Annotated in this window: 15 protein-coding genes; 2 read left to right on the forward strand and 13 right to left on the reverse strand. The window is 65.7% G+C overall.

Translation table 11 applies throughout. The features are described 5' to 3' along the window. Positions 1-12 precede the first annotated feature (12 nt). Positions 13-1,122, reverse strand: a complete 1,110-nt coding sequence (locus tag WEB52_00845) for an acyl-CoA dehydrogenase family protein (protein ID MEX2224975.1) — start codon at positions 1,120-1,122, stop codon at positions 13-15. 143 nt (positions 1,123-1,265) lie between these two features. On the opposite strand from WEB52_00845, the gene WEB52_00850 reads away from it, so the two are divergent. Both WEB52_00850 and WEB52_00855 read left to right on the forward strand, forming a co-directional pair. Beyond that, a complete protein-coding gene (locus tag WEB52_00850) occupies positions 1,266-2,063 on the forward strand; it encodes an enoyl-CoA hydratase-related protein (protein MEX2224976.1) in 798 nt (265 codons plus the stop codon). After that, positions 2,060-2,926, forward strand: a complete 867-nt coding sequence (locus WEB52_00855) for an acyl-CoA thioesterase domain-containing protein (GenBank protein ID MEX2224977.1) — start codon at positions 2,060-2,062, stop codon at positions 2,924-2,926. The genes WEB52_00850 and WEB52_00855 overlap by 4 nt, the downstream gene beginning before the upstream one ends. Before the next feature lie 159 nt (positions 2,927-3,085). Here WEB52_00855 and WEB52_00860 read toward each other — a convergent pair whose 3' ends face one another. From WEB52_00860 to WEB52_00915, 12 genes are all read right to left on the reverse strand, one after another. Further along, positions 3,086-4,231 (reverse strand): glycosyltransferase family 4 protein, encoded by a 1,146-nt coding sequence (locus WEB52_00860; GenBank protein MEX2224978.1) that lies wholly within the window; start codon positions 4,229-4,231, stop codon positions 3,086-3,088. 3 nt (positions 4,232-4,234) lie between these two features. Further along, positions 4,235-5,260, reverse strand: coding sequence for an SDR family oxidoreductase (locus WEB52_00865; GenBank protein MEX2224979.1), 1,026 nt, complete (start codon positions 5,258-5,260; stop codon positions 4,235-4,237). Further along, positions 5,257-6,528, reverse strand: a complete 1,272-nt coding sequence (locus WEB52_00870; protein ID MEX2224980.1) for a glycosyltransferase family 4 protein — start codon at positions 6,526-6,528, stop codon at positions 5,257-5,259. The genes WEB52_00865 and WEB52_00870 overlap by 4 nt, the downstream gene beginning before the upstream one ends. Further along, positions 6,525-7,928: an O-antigen ligase family protein gene (locus WEB52_00875; GenBank protein ID MEX2224981.1), complete on the reverse strand. Its 1,404-nt coding sequence runs from the start codon at positions 7,926-7,928 to the stop codon at positions 6,525-6,527. Before WEB52_00875 ends, WEB52_00870 begins: the two co-directional genes overlap by 4 nt. Further along, the gene (locus WEB52_00880) at positions 7,928-9,154 is read right to left on the reverse strand and encodes a glycosyltransferase (protein ID MEX2224982.1); all 1,227 of its coding nucleotides are present in this window, start codon (positions 9,152-9,154) and stop codon (positions 7,928-7,930) included. The genes WEB52_00875 and WEB52_00880 overlap by 1 nt, the downstream gene beginning before the upstream one ends. Before the next feature lie 20 nt (positions 9,155-9,174). Next, positions 9,175-10,335, reverse strand: coding sequence for a DegT/DnrJ/EryC1/StrS family aminotransferase (locus tag WEB52_00885; GenBank protein ID MEX2224983.1), 1,161 nt, complete (start codon positions 10,333-10,335; stop codon positions 9,175-9,177). 84 nt (positions 10,336-10,419) lie between these two features. Then, positions 10,420-11,433: a GNAT family N-acetyltransferase gene (locus WEB52_00890; GenBank protein ID MEX2224984.1), complete on the reverse strand. Its 1,014-nt coding sequence runs from the start codon at positions 11,431-11,433 to the stop codon at positions 10,420-10,422. 26 nt (positions 11,434-11,459) lie between these two features. Further along, positions 11,460-12,497 carry a GNAT family N-acetyltransferase gene (locus tag WEB52_00895; GenBank protein MEX2224985.1) on the reverse strand — a complete coding sequence of 346 codons (1,038 nt, stop codon included), beginning with the start codon at positions 12,495-12,497 and terminating at the stop codon, positions 11,460-11,462. Then, the gene (locus tag WEB52_00900; protein ID MEX2224986.1) at positions 12,497-13,957 is read right to left on the reverse strand and encodes a flippase; all 1,461 of its coding nucleotides are present in this window, start codon (positions 13,955-13,957) and stop codon (positions 12,497-12,499) included. Before WEB52_00900 ends, WEB52_00895 begins: the two co-directional genes overlap by 1 nt. A gap of 3 nt (positions 13,958-13,960) precedes the next feature. After that, positions 13,961-15,232, reverse strand: coding sequence for a glycosyltransferase family 4 protein (locus tag WEB52_00905; GenBank protein MEX2224987.1), 1,272 nt, complete (start codon positions 15,230-15,232; stop codon positions 13,961-13,963). Continuing rightward, positions 15,229-16,692 carry a flippase gene (locus WEB52_00910; GenBank protein MEX2224988.1) on the reverse strand — a complete coding sequence of 488 codons (1,464 nt, stop codon included), beginning with the start codon at positions 16,690-16,692 and terminating at the stop codon, positions 15,229-15,231. Before WEB52_00910 ends, WEB52_00905 begins: the two co-directional genes overlap by 4 nt. Positions 16,693-16,719: 27 nt before the next feature. Then, on the reverse strand, positions 16,720-18,228 hold the full coding sequence (locus WEB52_00915) for a polysaccharide biosynthesis tyrosine autokinase (GenBank protein MEX2224989.1): 1,509 nt from the start codon (positions 18,226-18,228) through the stop codon (positions 16,720-16,722). Between the last annotated feature and the right edge of the window lie 32 nt (positions 18,229-18,260).

An 18,260-nucleotide genomic window follows, 5' to 3' on the forward strand; every position in this document is an offset into this window, starting at 1 on the left:
CCGCTTCGCTTCCTAGATGGCGAAGTTCTCGACGAGCATATCCAACGCCAGCGCGAGCGGCGGCCGCAGCGCCGTGCCGGCGAACGAATCGGCGAGCGCGCGCGCGACCGGCGAGGTGCGGCTGTAGTTGCGTCCACCGCTCAACGCAAACAGCTCCGCGCAAAGCTTCGTCGATTCCTGCGTGACATACGTCTTCGCGCGGATCACGCGCATGCTCAGCGAGCGCGGCTCCAGCGTCTCGCCGCGCAGCACCGCCGTCTCGTGCAGGTACGCCGTCAGCGCTTCGAGGCGCATCTGCGCGTCGGCGAGGCGCAGCCGCAGCGCTGGTGACTGCGGCACGGGATTCGCGACCTGCGCCAGGATCGACGCGGCGCAACCCAGCGGGACCGCCGCAAACAGGCAGTACCACGCGGTTGACGGCGCCGCGTGTTCGAGGAAGTCGGGATAACCGAGCATGCCGTCGGCCGGCGCATCGTCGTACCGCACGCTCTGGCTTTCCGTCGAGCGCATGCCGAAGCCGTCCCAGTCGGCGGCGATCGCGACGCCGGGCGCGTCCGTCTTCACGTAGAACATCTCGACGACGCCGCCGCCGGGCAGGTCGTCCTGCGTCACTTTTGCCGATGAAAAGAAGTAATCCGCGTACTTCCCCGTCGTCGCGAGGATCTTGTCACCGCTGACGCGCCACGTTCCACCGACCAGCCGCGCGGTCGTCTTCGTCGCGGCAAGCGACCCGCCCGCGCCCTTCTCGGAGTTGCAGGCGGCGTACCACTTGCCGGCGCGGTACTCGGCGGCAATCGCCTCGGACTGCTCGTTCCACAGGCCTCGATGCTGCTCCGGAATCGCTTCAAGAGGCGCCCCGTAGACGCTCGCAAGCCCCAGCGGCATCGAGAGCATCAGCGCCGTCGATGGCGACTGCTTTGCGACGGTCTCCGTCATCCGCACAGCATCGAGCAGCGAAGCGCCTGCGCCTCCGAGATGCTCCGGAAACGGCGCGATCAGCACGCCCGACCGCTTGATGTCAGCGATGTTCTCGGCGGGGTAGACGTCCGGCGCGGCGGCGTCGCGGGCGGCGAAGCCCGCAGCGATCTCCGCAAGGTCGCTCACTGAGGCGGTGTTCGTCATGGTAGTCACCCCTGCTGCGCAGATTCTAAAGACGGTGTCGGTGGGCCGTACCGGCCACAGGCCACATAATGGTGTCCGATTCCACGCGCTGTTGCATCCGTCCGCGGAGTGCGGGGCACCCCGGACGCACACGAGGAGCCATTATGCCTGACTACCAGCACATCCTCTACGAACCGCGCGGCGGCGTCCTGCTCATCACGCTGAACCGCCCCGAAAAGCTCAACGCCTGGACGCAGATCATGGAGAACGAAGTGATCGACGCGACGCGCCAGGCGGCGGCTGATCCGGCCATCGGCTGCGTCGTCATCACCGGTGCCGGTCGCGGGTTCTGCGCCGGCGCCGACATCGGCGGCTGGGACCGCGGACTGCGCGGGGAAGCGCCGAAGCGCCCCTCGAAGATGCTGCTGGAAGGTGGCAGCCCCGAGGTGCCGATCGCGCTGACGCACGGCAAGCCCGTGATCGCCGCGATCAACGGCGTGTCCGTGGGCGTCGGGCTGACCATGACGATGGCGTGCGACATCCGCATCGCGTCGACGGAGGCGCGGTTCTCGGCGCGGTTCGTGAAGGTCGGCCTCACGCCGGAGTGCGGCAGTTCGCGCTACCTGCCCCTCGTCGCCGGATTGCCGAACGCGCTGTACCTCACCCTCACTGGTCGCATCATCGATGCGGACGAAGCGCTGCAGCGGCGGCTCGTCGACCGCATCGTGCCGCCCGACCAGCTGATGCCCGAAGTGATGAAGCTCGCCGAAGAGATCGCCGCCAATCCGCACGAGGCGATCTGGGCGGCGAAGCGCTTGCTACACTCGAACGTGAATGAGACAGATCTGCGCAAGGTCGTGTCGCTCGAAAGCTATTCGATCCGCGAACGGCAAACAGAGCCCGACCACCGCGAGGCCGTGACGGCGTTCATGGAGAAGAGGCAGCCGGTCTTTAACCAATGACCACGACCAGGGAAGAACAGACGCCGCAGGAGACCGTCGCGGACTTCGTGCGCATGCTAGACGTGCGTCCGTCGGGGAACGACGTCTTCACCAGCGAGAGCAAACGCGAGCACGAAGACCAGCACCGGCTCTTCGGAGGCATCGTGCTCGCGCAGGCGACGATCGCAGCCGGGCGCACGGTCGAAGACGCGTCGATGCACTCGCTGCACGCCTACTTCCTGCGCGGCGGCCGCTTCGACGTGCCGGTGGAGTATCACGTCGAGCGCGTGCGCGATGGCCGCACGTTCAAGGCGCGACGCGTGCTCGTGCGCCAGGGCGGCGACGCGATCTGCGATGTGACGACGAGCTTCGCCCACCAGGAAGAGGGCATCGCGCATCAGGATCCGATGCCGGACGCGCCCGACCCGGAGACGCTCGTCGATGCCCGCGAGCAGTTTCCGATGGAAGACGGCACCATGTGGCCGTACGGCCCGATCGAGTGGCGGCTGTGCGAGCCTCCGGACTACATCGCGAAGCCGGGCGAGCGGCCGCTCGTGCGAGAATGGGCGCGCATGCGACATCCCTTGCCGGCGGACCCGGTGTTGCACGCCGCTGCGCTCGTCTTCGCTAGCGACGCAGGATCGTTCTCGGCGATCGAGCGCCGCTACGGCGACGAGGGCATGGAGTGGCGCGCCTCGGCGAGCCTGGACCACGCGTTCTGGCTCCACCACCCGATCTTCTGGGACGGCTGGATCCTCATGACCACAGAGAGCCCCGTCGCATACTCGGCACGCGCGCTGTCGTATCGCGCGTTCTACACCCACGGCGGCCTGCAGGTCGCATCCATGGCGCAGGAGGCGGTCGTGCGGCGGAAGCGCGAGTGATCGCCGTCGACTGCCACGTATCGACCGTCACTTACCACGAGCGCTGGCGGCCGCTTGACCACGAGCGCGGGCTGAAAGCCCGCGCGTAATACCAGCACAAGCGCTCGATATTCGATGAGTGTATTCAATGATCGCACTCACCGCATCCGGTAGCCCCGTCTACTTTCCCGCGACCTTGTAATACAACGCCTCGTGCGCGTCCGCGACGTGCTCCCACGAGTACTCGCGCTTCGCGTACGCCAGCGACGCAGCGCGCCGCTCCTCGACGAGCGCCGGCGACGCAATGAGTTCGCACAGGCGCTCACGCAGCGACTCCACCGGGCGCCCGATCTCGAAGCTCAGGCCCGCTTCGCCGACCGTCTCGAGATTCTCCGCGATGTTGCTGACGAGCACGCAGTTCCCGTAGCCCATCGCTTCGACGAGCGACAGCGCGGTGCCTTCGATCTCCGACGGCTGCACGTAGGCGTACGCGTGCGCGAACAGCTCGCGCGTGGCCTCGCCGTAGACCGGGCCGAGCAGTCGCACGCGTGCGTCCTTCGCTGCGCGCCCTTCCAGCGAGCGCCAGTACGAAGCGTCGCCGGAGCCATCGCCCACGATGACGCACTGCATGTCTGCCTCCACTCCGGCGAAGGCGTCGATCAGGTGATGCACGCCCTTCTCCGGCGTGATCCGCCCGACGAACAACACGTAGCCGCCGCCGCGCAGCCCATAGGTGTCGAGTGCGGCGCGTCCATCAACCTCGCGCGTGTCGACGCCGTGCGCGATGTAGACCGGCTCGCGGCCGAACTTCTCTCGATAGTAGCGCGCGACCTCGCGCGAGTCGGTGATACAGGCGCCCGATGCACGGATCGCGAACAGCGACGACCGCTCAAGAAGCGACTTCGCGATGCGGCCCCACTTGCGGCGTCGCCAGTCCATGCCGTCGACGGAGATGACGGTGCCTTTGCCAGCCAGGCGCAGCAGCGGCAGCCACGGTGCGTTGCCGACGCCAAAGACGTGCACAACGTCGGAGCGGTGAAACAGCGCGTGTACGCCGGACAGCGCTGTGTGGCTCGGCGTATCGACGTGCTTTTCGCGGATCGACGGGAGCAGCACGCGCCGCATGCCCCGGTGTACGACGGCGCCGGTCGCGGAGTTGTGCGCGCGGCAGTACGCTGTCACGCGGTGTCCGCGCTCGACCATGCGCGCGCCGACCTCCTCAGCGACGGTCTCGAGACCGCCGTAGTTCGCGGGGACGCCGCGCATGCCGAGCATGGCGATGCGCAACGGCCGCACCGCCGCCTGCGCGTCTGTGCTGTGAGTCATGGATCAGAACACCCGGGGATATGGTTTGAGGGACTCGTGTACTTCCGTCAAGAGCTGCATCCAGCGCAGGTTGTAGTAACGCGGGTGCAAAAGTTCCTGGCTGTCGATCTCACCCAGATGCTCGAGAATGCTGTCCACCGAATCCTTCACCGTGCGCTGCGGCGTGAAGCCCGTAGCCTCCGTCAGCCGCGCGTTCGACGTGCGATAGTTGCGGATGCGCCCGGTCGCCGGCGTCGGCGTCAATTCGATCGCGCCGACGATCGGCTCGACTGCTTCCGCGACGACTTCGGCGAGTTCCTTGATCTGATAGTTCTCCTGCACGACGTTGAACACGCGCCCCGCGACGTGCTCGGCGGGCGCATCGAGCGCGGCGATGTGCGCCGCGGCGACGTCCTGCACATCGACCAACGGCCGCCACATGAATCCGCCTTCGTGCAGGAAAAGCTGGCGTTTGAGCAGCGCATCCTTCAAGAACGTGTTCACGACCAGGTCGTAGCGCATGCGCCGGCTGTACCCGCCGACCGTGCCCTGCCGGAGTAACACGACTTCGAGACCGCGCTTGCCCGCTTCGATGAGGCGCCGCTCCGCTTCGTACTTCGACTCCGAGTACGGGCCGATCGGCTGCACCGGCGCGTCCTCATCGAGGACGTCATCGCCGGCGAGACCGTCGTAGATCGAGCCGCTGGAGCCGAAGCTCAGGCGCTGTACGCCGGTGCGGATGCAGGCGTTCGCCAACTCTTCCGTGGCGATCGTGTTCATCTGCCAGTTGGCATTGGGATCGAGGTCCGCGGTCGGGTCGTTCGACAACCCGGCAAGGTGCACGACGGCATCCACGCCGTGGAGGTCTTCGTCGCGCATCTCGCGCACGTCGCGGGAGAGCAGATCGACGTTCGGCAGTGCATCGAGCCCGCAGGTGCCCCAGAAGAACCGGTCGAGCACGCGCACGCGGTCGCCGCGGTCGACAAGCTGCGCGACCAGCTCAACGCCCACGTAGCCAGCGCCGCCCGTCACGCAGATCAACTTGCTCACGTCGCGACCCCCTGGTTCGATGTCACCAACTGCGGTTCCCGGCTCAGCGCTCGCTGGTAGATGGCAATGAGCTGGTCGTAGTGCCTTTGCGCACTGAATCTCTCTTCGATGAACGAACGTGCGTTGACGCCCATTGCACGTGCGCGGGGCGGATCGCCGGCCAATTCGTCGATGGCGCCTGCGAGTGCGGGGGTATCCCCGGCGCGGAAGACCAGGCCGGTCTCGCCGTGCTTCACGAGTTCCGGCAGACCACCCAGGTCCGAGACGATGACCGCCCTCCCTCGCGCGGCCGCTTCCATGACACTGAGCGGTGCGTTCTCATACCACTCCGAAGGCGTGACCGTAAAGAGCGATTCGTCAAGAAGCGCCATTAGCCCCGCCTGCGGCAGGTGTCCTGTGAACCGCACGTTCGGCGCTCCGGCCTCCTGAGCGTATCGCTCGAGAGCGGCGCGGTCCTCGCCATCGCCCGCGATCACCAGTTCGCATGACTCGGCCGCCGAGCTTCGGGCAAACGCGTCGATTAGCGTGCGGATGCCCTTCACGCGCTCCAACCGCCCGACGTACATGATGCGTCGTTTCGGCTCGATGTCCGGCATGTCGCGGGGTTCGATGAAGTTCGGCAGGTAGGTGATCTTCGCCGCATCCATCCCGAACTCCGCCGCCTTGCCCGCCAGAAACCTGCTCGGCGCGATGAAGCAGGCGACGTTTCGCCGGTACAGCCCGAGCGCCGAGTGCAGATATGCCTCCACGGTGCACAGGACGCTCTTGGCGCGCGAATCTTTCACGCATCCTTGCAGCGTGGCGTTGAAGAACGCGCCGCCTTTGCATCGCTCGCAGGGAGCGCCGTTCGCATACAGCGTGTACGCGGGGCAAATCAACTTGTAGTCGTGCATCGTCAGCACGGCGGGAATGCGGTGCTTCGCGAGCACCCGCAGGACCGAAGGTGAAAGCTGATGGTAGATGTTGTGCAGATGCGCGACGTCCGGCCTCGTGGCGCGGATCAAGGCGTCGAGCTTCCGCGCCGCCTCTCGCGAGTACAGCATGCGGCCGGCCGCTGCGATGTTGGCAGAGATACCGGCGTCTTCGTCGCGCAGCTCGATGTTCGAGACGAAGTATCGCGCGTACGGCGTCGCCTCGTTCTCCGGATGCTGCATCGAGAACGGGATCACGTCGTGGCCGTGGCGCGCGAGCAACTCCGTCTGTGCGAAGTAGACGGTCTCGGCGCCGCCGCGACGGTAGTGGAACTTGTTGACGTTCAGTACTCTCATGCGGCGGTCTTCACCTCCGCGTCGGACGGCGCCGCGTCGAGTAACGCCGGTCGCCGCTGGTAGGCGCCGCTCATCACGACGATGACGCCGGCGAAGGCCCAGAAGTACCACTCGAGCACCGGGAAGATCAGGATGTTGTCGGCGAGCGCGGTCACCATGCGCGCCGCAAGCACCATGATGAACGCGAGCATGAGATCGCGTCTGAACGGCGATTCGGCTTCGCGATGCCCCTTGAGCGCAATACCCAGCAATCCCTTGTACAGCATCAGGACGGCGAGCAGTCCCCAGATGCCGGTCTCGGCGAGCAGGCGGATGTACTCGTTGTGCGACAACGCACCGAGTTGGACATCGACGGCGCGCAACCCGGCGCCCGTGGTGACCAGTTCAAGCGGCGACGCCACCTCCAACGAATCACCCCACGTCTTCTGGCGCCAGAAGACCGACCCGGTGTCGCTCGTCGCTTCATCGATGCGCGTCTGTACACCGGGTAGCGCGAAGAACAGCGCGCCGGCCGCCAGCGGCACGAGCAGCACCGCCCAGCGCGCCTTTGTAGCGAGGAAGATCGTGGACAGCACCGCGAGCCCGATCCAGGCGCCACGCGTCTGCGACCCGTAGATGCACAAAACCGTCGCAGGAATGAACAAGAACAGCCCTACGCGCACAAGCGGCGATTTGTTGTGCATGAAGTACACGACGGAGAGCGGCAGCAGCCCGACCAGGAAAAACGCGTAAGGCGCGGGGTGCGTGAACGTGCCTACGAGCCTCGGCAGACCTTCGGTTTCCGGCGCCGTACCGCTGAAGAACTGATACAGGCCGACGGTGACCGGGATCACCGCCGCAAGGATCATCACGCCCAACATCATGCGCCAGTCCCGCTCCTCCTCCATCAGGTCGACGACCAGCACGTACACCATGAACGCGCTGAAGGCGCGCAGCCAGTCCTCGAGCGCCAGACCGACGTCCGGAGCGAGCGCAAGACCGATAGCGGCAATGAGCAGATAGATCGCGAAGGGCTTCGTCAGCGGGATACGCCACAGATTCATGCGCCTGAGCCCGATATGCGCGACACCGATGCCGATGATGAGGAATGTCATCACCGCGGCGGCGTTCGCGTCGACGGAGCGCTCCCCGCCCAGCAGCGGCACCGTCGCGGCGACGTCGATGACGGCGCGGATCAGCAACAGCGTCAGCAGCGCAACGCGCGTATCCACGAGCGCGACGATGATGAACGCGCACACGACGGATGACGCAAGCGCTGCCTCCATAGGCAACTGCAGTAGGAGCAACGCGACGAGGCCCCCCATGACGAGCCCGAGCCACACGTCGTTGCGCCGCCGGATCCAGCGGGCCGTGCTGTGGCGTCGTGGGCGGGGCGATGCCGCTGTTGCGGTGACTGCCATCAGCTTCCTGCCGCCTCCGCACCTATCGTCTGGCGTACGGGAACACGCTCGTGCTCGTTCAGCAATGGTTCCAGGATCGCCGAGAGCTGCTCGACGCGATTGTCCCAGGACTCGTTTCGCGCGGCATGCTGCCTCGCCATCGCGCGTTCCGGCGAGTCATGCGCCATCGCGTCTTCGACCGCGGCCAGGAACTCTTCGCTACTGCGTGCGAGCGTCATCTCGTCGCCGGCGTAGGGCCGCATCTCCGCCATGTCGGTCGCGACGATAGGCTTGCCCGCCGCCATGTACTCGTACAGCTTCAGCGGGAAGACGTGATGCACGTAATCGTTCAGGACGTAGGGGATCAGGCACACGTCCATCGCCTTGATGTACGCAGGCAATTCTTCGATCTTGCGGTTGCCGAAGAAATGCACGTTGGGCAGCGCTTGCAGGCTCCCGAGATCCGTGTCCTTCTTGACCGGCCCCACCAGCGCGAACCACCACTCCGGCCGCGCCTTCGCCAGGTACGTCAGCAGTTCGACGTCGAGCCGGAAGTCGATGACGCCGATGTACCCGATCACCTTGCCCGGGAGCCTCGCGATGTCATCAGGGATCTTCGTGTCAGGCGACGCTGCCGTCGCGAACAGACTGGTGTCCGCCCCTTCCGGCACGAAGTGCACATTCGGGTTCAGGTGCCGGCGCGACTCCACCAGGTTACGCCCCGTGCAGACAATGAGGTCCGACTCCTTGCAGCATTCGATCTCGCGCGCGCGCACGCTAGCCGCCGGATGCCACCAGTAGGGCACCGATGCGAAATCGTCGACGCAGTGGTACACGGTCAGCGACGGCTCCGTCGCTCGCCCGAGGTGCGGAAAAGATGGCTGGAAGTTCCAGTACACCGGATCCCTGAAGCCGAGTCGCTTCGTCTGTCGCGCGAGCCATCGCCGCATGATGAATGCGTTGACGGCGTTCGCAACCTTGGTGTAGCGCAAGGGCAGGATGGGCGGCGGCGCGCCCGCGTAGACGTTCTTCGCCACCTTGCGATAGCCACGCCGCCATCGTCGAAACTGCTCCATCACCGCGCCGCGACGGCGGACGCCGGTAAACAACGACAGCGGCGAGATCGGCTGATCGACGAAGAAGATGCGATTGTGCTCCGCCAGCCTGCTCATGAACTGCTGCGGCGTGCCCCAGTGGTCGTCCCACGTGACGAACGAAATGCAAACGATGTCGCGCCCTTTGATCATGCGGGATATTGCTCCACGTCCTACGACGCGACGGTGCTCGCCTCTGCGGCGAGGTGTTTGCGAGCGTGCTTCGGGAACGACCGTACGCCATCGATGACCTGCTGGATCTCCTGCTCCGTCAGGCCGGGGAACATCGGCAAGGACACGATGCGGCGCCAGAATTGCTCCGTCTCCGGCAACAGCTCCGTGCGGTAATCCTTGTAGACCGGGTGCAGGTGACTCGGCACGAAATGCACGTGACTGCCGACGCCGCGATCCCGCAGGTGGAGGATCAACGCGTCGCGGTCTTCCGCGGCCACCTGGATGACGTACTTGTGCTGCGACGTGAAGGCGTACTCCTTCGTCACGGGTGTCCGCAGCCAGTCCACGCCTGCCAACTCACGGTCGTAGATCGCGGCGATGTCGCGCCGGCGCTGGTTGTGCTTCTCCAGCTTGCGAAGCTGGACAATGCCGATCGCGGCCGACAGGTCGTTCATGTGGTGCCGGAACCCCAGCTCTTCCGTCTCGTGGTAGTAATCCATCTGGCCCGGCTCGGCCGGCGTTCCCGGCGGGCGCGAATGCCCGAGCCAGCGCAGCTTGCGCATGCGGCGGTCCGTCGCGTCGTCGCTAAACGTGATCATGCCGCCCGCGCCCGTGGCGAGGTTCTTCACGGGGTCGAAGCTGAACGCGTTGATCCCGCCGAACGATCCGACCATGCGGCCCTTGTACTTCGAACCGCACGCGTGCGCGCTGTCCTGCAGCACTGGCAGATCGTGACGAGCGGCAAGTTCGAGTATCGGGTCCATGTCGCAGGCGTGCCCGGCATAGTGCACGACGCAGACCGCCTTCGTCCGAGACGTGATGCAGCGCTCGATCTCGTCGAGGCGGATGTTGCCAGTATCTGGCTCGATGTCCGCGAATACGGGAATGCCGCCGCAGTACAGGATCGCGTGGTTCGTCGCGACGTAGGTCAGCGACGTCGTGATGACCTCGCCGGCGGCGATATCGAGCACCGCGAAGCCCAGCTGCAGGGCTGAGGTGCCTGAGTTCACGCCGACCGCATGCTTCACCCCGATGTACTCGGCGAATTTCTCTTCGAATTCTTTCGTCTTCGGTCCCAGGCCCAGGAAACCCTTCTCCATGGGCTCGCGCAGCGCCTCGTACTCCTCGTGGTCGAGCGAGGGTTTGAATACCGGAATCATGTGTGAACTCCCCTTCTGTGCGCGTCGCTCGCCCTCAGCCGTCCTTGCCCGCGTCCCCGACGGCCAGCTTCGCCATGGCCTTCTTTAGTCCTTAACGGCCTTGTCAAGTTTTTGTTTCGGGCACGGAGCGAGCCGCCCGCCCCCTAACGTTATGTCATCTTCCACGGCCGCGCGCCTCCCTGCAACCAAGCGGCGCACCATGCCCGCCGCCCGCCGCGCCGCCGCTACGTGCGCCGGCGCCAGCCCAAACGTCGTTCGGCTCCCCACCTCATCCCCCCACCGCGACTTGTAGCCCTCGCCGCAGCCAAGATCGATGACCTCATACGGCGACGTCGCCGACCAGCGGAAGATCCGCTCATCCAGGTGCACGCCGATGCCCGCCCGGTCATACCGCGGATCGCGGTAACTCTGCGCCATCACCAGCGTCGTGCCTTGGGCAAACATATTCACGCCTGCCACCGGCGCCCCATCGATGAGCAGTCTGAACGCGTGATACCTGCCACGCGCCGCCAGGTGCGCCGCGGCCGCGAGGATATCCGGCGTCGCGTCCGTCTCCCCCATAGGGTCGCCCGTCCATTTGCGCCGCCACTGGTCGATCGTCCAGCGCGCTGCGTCTCCGCCGCCGACTTCGAACTCGATCGCGCCGAGCGCCTCCGTACGGCGCCGCGCTTTCCGCAGCCAGTCGCGGTTCCCCTTCATGGCCCAGTACGCGTCGAAATCAAGGCGCGTCGAGACGGTGTAGTGCGGCGACCGCTCGACGAAGCGCATGAGACGTCGGTCGGGCGTCGGACCGTCCCATTCGAACACGCGTACGTACACGCCCAGCGCGGACACGGCATCCCACAGTCTTCCCGGCGCGGCAGGCGCCCCGGCAAACGGCACAACACCGTCGCACATGAACTGCCAGTGATGGTGCCGACGGCGCAGCGCGATGGCAGCTATAGGCGTGCCTTCGTCTCGCACGAGCGCGAACTTCTTCTGCGTACTCGATGCGGTCCTCGCGAGCATGCGGTAGAGGTCATGCGAGCACGTTTCCATCTCCGGCAGCTGCCCGAGCGCGGCATCCAACTCTCGTGACCACGCGTCCGACCACGCCACGTGCAATCTCAGGCACCGTCCCGCCATCACATCCACCGCGTCGATTCAAATTCCCCGTGATCATCGACCACGCGGCTCTTCGGCGAGACGAAGTCCTTCATCCGCCGCGCTACGATCAGACCCTGCCGCGCCATCACCAGGTGCGGGGGCGCAACGCTGAATCGGGCTCGCACTCCATCCGTCTCAGCCCAGCGCGCCTTGTATTCGAACCCGCCGCCCAGGTCAACGCGTTCATATGGCGACTGAGCACACCAGCGATAGAACAGCTCGTCCCGCCGCACGCCCGTGCCGGCTTTATCGAACTCCGGTTCACGCCCGCTGTTGGCGATCACCAGCGCCTTGCCGCGGACGGAAGCATTCATTCCCGCGACCGGGCGTCCATCGATCAGCAGCCGGAAGCTGTGATACTGGCCGCGACTCATGAGGTAGCTCGCGGCCACGCGGATATCAGGCGCCGCGACCGTCTCGGACCAGGGGTGGTCCGCCCACGTTTCTTCCCAGCGATCGATCGTCCATTCGGCGGCGCCGGGCTGATCCACCTCGAACGACACTTCTCCCAGTCGCGCGCAGCGGTTTCGCGCCTTGCGCAGGTCGCGCGCATGGTGACGCTCGCGCCAATACGCGTCCAGGTCGATACGCGTGGAGACGCGATACACCGCCTCGTACTGCACGAAGTGCACGCGCTTCGACGCGGGGACAGGCGCCTCCCACTCGTTGACCCACACGAACAGGCCCAGCGCTGACAGCGCTTCGATTTCGCGGCCGGGCAGACACGGCGGAAGCGCGGCCGACACCACGCCCTCGGTGATCAGGTCCCAGTGGAGGTTCCGCCGCCGCAGCGCGATCAGGGCGACCGGGTCGTCACCGTCGGTGACCAGCGCCACGCGCTTCTGTGCCGGCGAAGGAGTATTGACCAGGAGCCGGAAGAGGTCGTGCGAACACGTTTCACCTTCTGGCAGCGCAAGCAGCGCATCGTCCAGCGCGCACTCCCACCGGTCGAACCAGTGCGCCTTCAACGTCCGCTCGGGTGCCATCCTTCTTTCGCGCAGCTTGAACATCGGCATCAGTTCCCCATCCTGACTTCGACGGCCACCTGCTCAGGCGGCCCTGCGCGCTTCAGCAGCCCGCGCACGTCTTCGATCCGCACGATGCGTAGAGCCGCAACCGCAATGCCGAACAGCGCCCCGACGAGCAGTGCTTCGGGCACCCACCATAACGGAAGCGCGTAGGTGATCAACGCTAGGACGCCGGCCACGGGCAACAGCCGTCCCGCCACCCAGAACGAGGGCACCTCGCCGACGGCCCGTCCCAGGATGTAGAGCGCAGCAACCAGGATCGCCACCTCGGTGACCACCATCGATGCCGCCGCGCCTTCCTTACCGTACACCGGGATCAGCACGGCGTTTGCACTGAGATTGACAACAACGCTTGATCCGGCGAGAAAGAACAGCACGTTCTGACGGCCCGCTGCCAGCAGCCCGTATTCGGCGAGCACGCCCAGCCACAGGAACGGCACGGCCATCGCCAGCACCCGCACGCAGGTCACCGCCTGGTGATATTCGTCGCCGCCGAGCAGTTGCACCAGCGGTTCGGCGAAGAGCACCGCCGCGGTGACCAGCGCCATACCTCCGAGCGACAAGAGATCGTGGCAGCGCTGGTACATCGCCTTGAATTCGTCGGTGTGTCCGGACGCGAAGTATCTGCTCATGACCGGGAACGCCGACCCCACGAACAGCACGCTCAGCGGCACAGCCAGGTCGATCGAGCGAAAAGCGAAACCATAGAACCCGACCGATTCGTTGTCGGTAAACCACTTGAGCAGCAACACGCCCAGGCGGTCGTAGCTCACCGTGAGCAACGCCGATCCGGCGATCGGCGCCACCTGTCGCACGAGCGTCCCGATGAACCCCCGGTCGAAGAGGAACCGCGGCTTCACGAACTGCCGCACAAAGATGAACGCGACGACGCTGCTCGCGAGCGCACCGACGTTGTAGGCGACCAACATCAGGATCAGGCCACCACCGGACATCGCGACGAGCACCATGCCGGCCAGCGAAACCCAACCCTGCGTGATACTCGAGAGCGCGATGAACTCCATCCGCATGTTCGCCTGGAAGGTCGCGGCGTACGTGCCCGCGATGATGGTCAGCGGAAACGACAGCGACGCAACCAGGATCGCCATCACCGTCTGCCCTGTGTCGCGGCCACCGAGGATCAGAGCGCCGCTGGCCGCGACGGCCGTGGAGAAGACCGCCATCCCCGTCCTGAGCGTCAGCAGGTTGCCCATGATCTCGTCGGGAGAGCGCTCGCCGGCGGTCAGATGACGCACCGCAATGACGTTGACGCCGAGATCGCTGAGGTTGGTGATGACGAGGAACGCGAGGACAACCTGGTACTGTCCGTAGACATCTGGGCCCAGGTAGCGCGAAAGCAGCATGAGGGTAAGCAGCGATGCAGCGATGCTGACGCCGCGTCCGCCGAGTTGCACAATGCTATTACGCGCCACCTGCTGCGCTACCGTCACGAACTATCCTCCGGCGGCTATGCCGCCTATCCCCTCCTTAGCGGACATTCCCGGATCCGCGCGATGGCGCTCGACGAGCGCCCTCAACAACCCATCGAGCCGTTCGACCGAGCGCTCCCACGTCCAGTGCGCCATGACGTGCTCGCGGCCCGCTTTGCTCATGCGCGCTCGCAGCAACTCGTCGTCCATCAGGCGAAGCACGGCATCGCCAAGTTGCTGTGGGTCGCGCTCGCAGAGGAAGCCCGTTTCGCCGTCGACGACCGTCTCGATCGGGCCGGCTTCGCGCACGGCGACGACGGGAGTGCCGCTGGCCATGGCCTCGAGCGCAACGAGGCCGAATGGCTCGAGATGAGGCGTGTACAGCATCGCCGAGGCGGTCTGGAATAAGCGCTTCACCTCCGCGTCCGGAACGCGTTCGCGGATGATCAACTCCACGCCGCAGTCTTTCGCGATGGTCTCAACATAGTGACGCTCTGGCGCGTACACGCGGTTGCAGACAAGCACGATCGGCGGCCGGTGGCCGGCCGGAATCGTCGCGATGGCGCGCACCGCCCAATCCACGCCCTTCGATGAAACCAGTTCGCCGACCATCAGCACGAAACGCTCGCGCGGACGCTCAGCGGGACGGAACGCTTCGACGTCCACGCCCGGATAGTTCACCTCGGGCGAGACTGCATACGCGCGGTTCGCATAGTCCGCTGTGTACTTCGAGTTGGCAATGACCAGCGACGCGCCGCGCGTGCCCTGGCGGTCCCAGCGCCGGATCAGTCCGCCCCAGTACGCGCGATTCCAGAGGCGGCGAGGCAGCGTCGTCAGGGAGTTCGAATTGTACGGGCGCCGCACCTTCGGCTCGTACACATTGCGCATCGGCTCGTGACAGTAGTACGCGCTGAGAGTCTTCGTATGGCGCAGCACCATCGGCGCTTCCGTGTAGCCGCCAATGCTTGCGAACAACACATCATACTTGCGCGCATCGATCCGGTCCGCAACGACTCGCGAAGCCTGCGCGAACCGCCACAGGTCGATCCAGACGAGCGGCACGTTGAGCGGCCGCAGCACACCCGGAAAGCGCGGAAGATCACTGAATGTCACGATCTCCGCGTGCTGGCCGAGTTCGTTGACATCCGGGTGCTGTACGCCGATCGAGTTGCGGTCGATGCTGTACAGGTCGACATCGTGAAGCTTCGCGAGGCGCGAGACGCATTCATACAGCCACCGTCGTCCGCCGCCCCAACCCACGTTGTAGTACACCGCAATCCGCAAACGGTCGCTCAATGCCCGGCTCCCACCTCTACGCGCGTGCGGACGTTCACGGACTCTGACGTGGCGCGGCCCAGCAACGCTCGCACTTCGGAGAGAGAGATGACGCGCAGAAGGAGCACCCCCGCCCCGAACAGCAGCGCCACGATCGGCACCTCGACAGCCCAGTGCAAAGGCAGCGCATACACGACCGCCGCCGACAACAACGCGACCGGTACAAGCCTGGCGGCCAGCACAAACGACGGCACGTCCAGGGTGTAGCGCGCAACAATGACCATCGCCGGAATCAACACTGCGATCTCGGTCATCACCGTCGCGATCGCCGCGCCCTCCGCCCCGTAGAGCGGAATCAGCACGAGATTCGAGCCGACGTTCACCACCAGACCGCCGAGCGCGATCCAGAGCAGCGCTCCCTGCCGCCCGATGGCAATCAAGCCGTGGTCTGCCAGGTTCGAGAGCCAGATCAGCGCTACGGCGCCGACAAGCACCTGCATGCTGACGACGGCTGGCGCATACTCCGCGCCGCCAATCACGTGCACGATCGGCGAGGCGAAGAGCACAATCATCGTCACAACGCCCACGGCGGCAATCGACAGCACGTCGCAGGCACGCGCGTAGAGGCTGCGAAACTCGGCGTGGCGGCCTTCCGCAAAGTACCCGGACAGAAGGGGGAACACCGACCCGACAAAGAAGAAGCTCAACGGGAATGCCAGGTCGACGATCCGGTAGGCGAACCCGTAGTACCCGACCACCTCGTCGTCCGTGAACGCGCGCAGCAGCAGGACATCGAGGCGGCCGTACGCCGTAATGATCAGCACAGCCAGACCAAGCGGCGCCGCCTCGCGGAGCAGTCGCAGGCTATACGCCTGGTCGAAGGTGAATCTCGGCCGCACGTAGCGGCGCGCGAAGTAGACGCAGATCACGCTATTGACGAGTACGCCGGCGTTGTACGCGAAGAGCAGCCCGATCAGCCAGCTGCCGTTGGCGACGACCAGGAGCATGCAGACCAGCGTCACGACCGCTTGCGCGACATTGCCGATCGTCGCGAACTCCATGCGCAGGTTGGCGGCAAACGTCGCGTTGTAGGCGCCCGCGGCGATCATGAGCGGGAACGAAAGCGCCGCAACGGCAATTGCCGCCTTGATCTCGGCCGGATAGCCCACCAGGAAAGCGATCCCGATCGCGATGCCCGTCGAGCACGCCGCCAGCACCGACCGCACGACGACCACGTTGCCCATCAGGTCATCGGCGTCGCGCTCCGACGTCGCCAGGTGGCGGACAGCTAGCGTCGCGACGCCGAAGTCGCTGACGTTCACGAGCAACAGGAACGCGATGACGAACTGATACTTGCCGAAGTCCTCAGGACCGAGATAGCGCGCGAGAAGGCTCAGCGTGCCGAGCGACACCGCCATGGTGATGCCCCGCCCGGCGAGCTGCACGATGCTGTTTCGTGCAACCGTCCGCGCTACCGTCATGAGCTGCCTTCCTCACGCTGAGCGGGTCTAGGCTTCCGTCGCCTTGCAGTACACCAACCCCATGGCGTGAGCCCCCAGGCTGGTCAACTCATCGACGGTCTCTTCAACGCTTCGGCTGCTGGCCTGCCCTTCCGCCGCCACCACGACCACACCATCGACCACCGGCGCGATCACGGCCGAACCCGCCGATACCTCCATCGCCGGGCCGTCTACGACCACCACGTCGAATTGGGTCTCCAGGTAACGCAGGAACTCGCGCGTCTCGGCAGAGGCGAGCAGTTCTGATGGATCGTTCATCTTCGTTCCCGCAGTCAACACGCTGAGCCGCGGGATCGGCGAAGACTGGATCGCGTCGAGTGCCGCTTCCGGCATGGGCTGCGTCGGACGCGCGCCGTTCTGCGAGATGAAGTTGTACAGACCCGGCGACATGGGCAGGTTGAACAGCTTGTGCATGTCTGGCCGGTTGAGATTTGCATCCAGCAGCAGCACCCGCATCCCCGCCTGCGCCATTGCCATCGCCGTGTACGTGGCCACCGTCGTGTTTCCTTCCTCGGGGCGCGCGCTCGTGAACAGCACGCTCTTCCGCTGTTCTTCCAGCAGCCCCGTCTGAAGCTTGGTGGCTAGCAGACGGTAATCGGGCGAGATGGGCGGCGGCGGGTACTTCCAGCGGATCCCAAACGGGATCGAAGCCAGCACAGGAAGGCGTGTGACGCCTTCCAGATCCTTTACGTCGCGCAGCGTCGGGTCGATGTATTCGAGCACGAGCGCCAGCGCCGCGCCGACCAGCAGCCCCGCGAGCAGTCCGGCGGCCAGGTTGAACCGCCAGCGCGGGCTCGATGGCCCGGCGGGCGCATCCGCCGGCTCGACGAGCGTGACACTCTGCGCGGCGCGCGCCTGCTCGAGGCGGGCTTCCTGGAGCTGCGTGATAAGCGTTTCGTACGTCCCTTGCGACGCTTCAACAATCGCCCGTTGGCTCTCCACCTGGGCGGCGCTGGCACCCGTGTCCTCGAGCTCCGTGAGGCGCGCCTGCTCGTCGATGAGCGTCTGGCGCGCGCCTTCGACCTGCTGGTTGAGGACGGCGGTGATGTTCGGAATCGTCACTTCGAGCGCTGCCGGATCCCCGAGCAGCGTCACCAACTCGTTGGCGATCGCGGCGGCCTCGTCCGCGTCGCCCGCCGTCGCCGTGATCTCGATCAGTTCGGTGCCGAACACGGCTCGCGTGCTGACGCGGCCCTTCAGCCCGGCGCCAGACGTATCAAGATCAAGGTTCTCCGCCACGACATCCAGGAAGGGCGTCGAACGGACCGTGAACGCAAAGTTATTGAGCGTGCGCTCCGCATCCCCTTCGCTCGATGCGCCACCGAGCGATCCGATGTCGATGCGGGCAGTCGCGGTCGATTCGTACGTCGGCGGCGTCCGGTAGCTCAGCATCGCCGCGCCGAATACGGCGAGCACAACTGGAATGATCAGCACCCACTTGCGCCGGTTCACCAGTTGCAGATAGCGCTCTAGTTGAAGGCGGCTCTCGTCGTTCATCTACGACCCGCCCCACGCGAATACAGTGCCCT

It is taken from the genome of Dehalococcoidia bacterium, assembly GCA_040902535.1.
Lineage (GTDB): Bacteria > Chloroflexota > Dehalococcoidia > DSTF01 > JACRBR01 > JBBDXD01.

What these genes read in the sequence shown, in the direction of transcription:
- WEB52_00915 (MEX2224989.1), bottom strand. Translation starts at nt 18,228, where the DNA reads ATGAACGACGAGAGCCGCCTTCAACTAGAGCGCTATCTGCAACTGGTG.
- WEB52_00880 (MEX2224982.1), bottom strand. Translation starts at nt 9,154, where the DNA reads ATGATCAAAGGGCGCGACATCGTTTGCATTTCGTTCGTCACGTGGGAC.
- WEB52_00850 (MEX2224976.1), top strand. Translation starts at nt 1,266, where the DNA reads ATGCCTGACTACCAGCACATCCTCTACGAACCGCGCGGCGGCGTCCTG.
- WEB52_00860 (MEX2224978.1), bottom strand. Translation starts at nt 4,231, where the DNA reads ATGACTCACAGCACAGACGCGCAGGCGGCGGTGCGGCCGTTGCGCATC.
- WEB52_00845 (MEX2224975.1), bottom strand. Translation starts at nt 1,122, where the DNA reads ATGACGAACACCGCCTCAGTGAGCGACCTTGCGGAGATCGCTGCGGGC.
- WEB52_00895 (MEX2224985.1), bottom strand. Translation starts at nt 12,497, where the DNA reads ATGCCGATGTTCAAGCTGCGCGAAAGAAGGATGGCACCCGAGCGGACG.
- WEB52_00885 (MEX2224983.1), bottom strand. Translation starts at nt 10,335, where the DNA reads ATGATTCCGGTATTCAAACCCTCGCTCGACCACGAGGAGTACGAGGCG.
- WEB52_00855 (MEX2224977.1), top strand. Translation starts at nt 2,060, where the DNA reads ATGACCACGACCAGGGAAGAACAGACGCCGCAGGAGACCGTCGCGGAC.
- WEB52_00870 (MEX2224980.1), bottom strand. Translation starts at nt 6,528, where the DNA reads ATGAGAGTACTGAACGTCAACAAGTTCCACTACCGTCGCGGCGGCGCC.
- WEB52_00910 (MEX2224988.1), bottom strand. Translation starts at nt 16,692, where the DNA reads ATGACGGTAGCGCGGACGGTTGCACGAAACAGCATCGTGCAGCTCGCC.
- WEB52_00875 (MEX2224981.1), bottom strand. Translation starts at nt 7,928, where the DNA reads ATGGCAGTCACCGCAACAGCGGCATCGCCCCGCCCACGACGCCACAGC.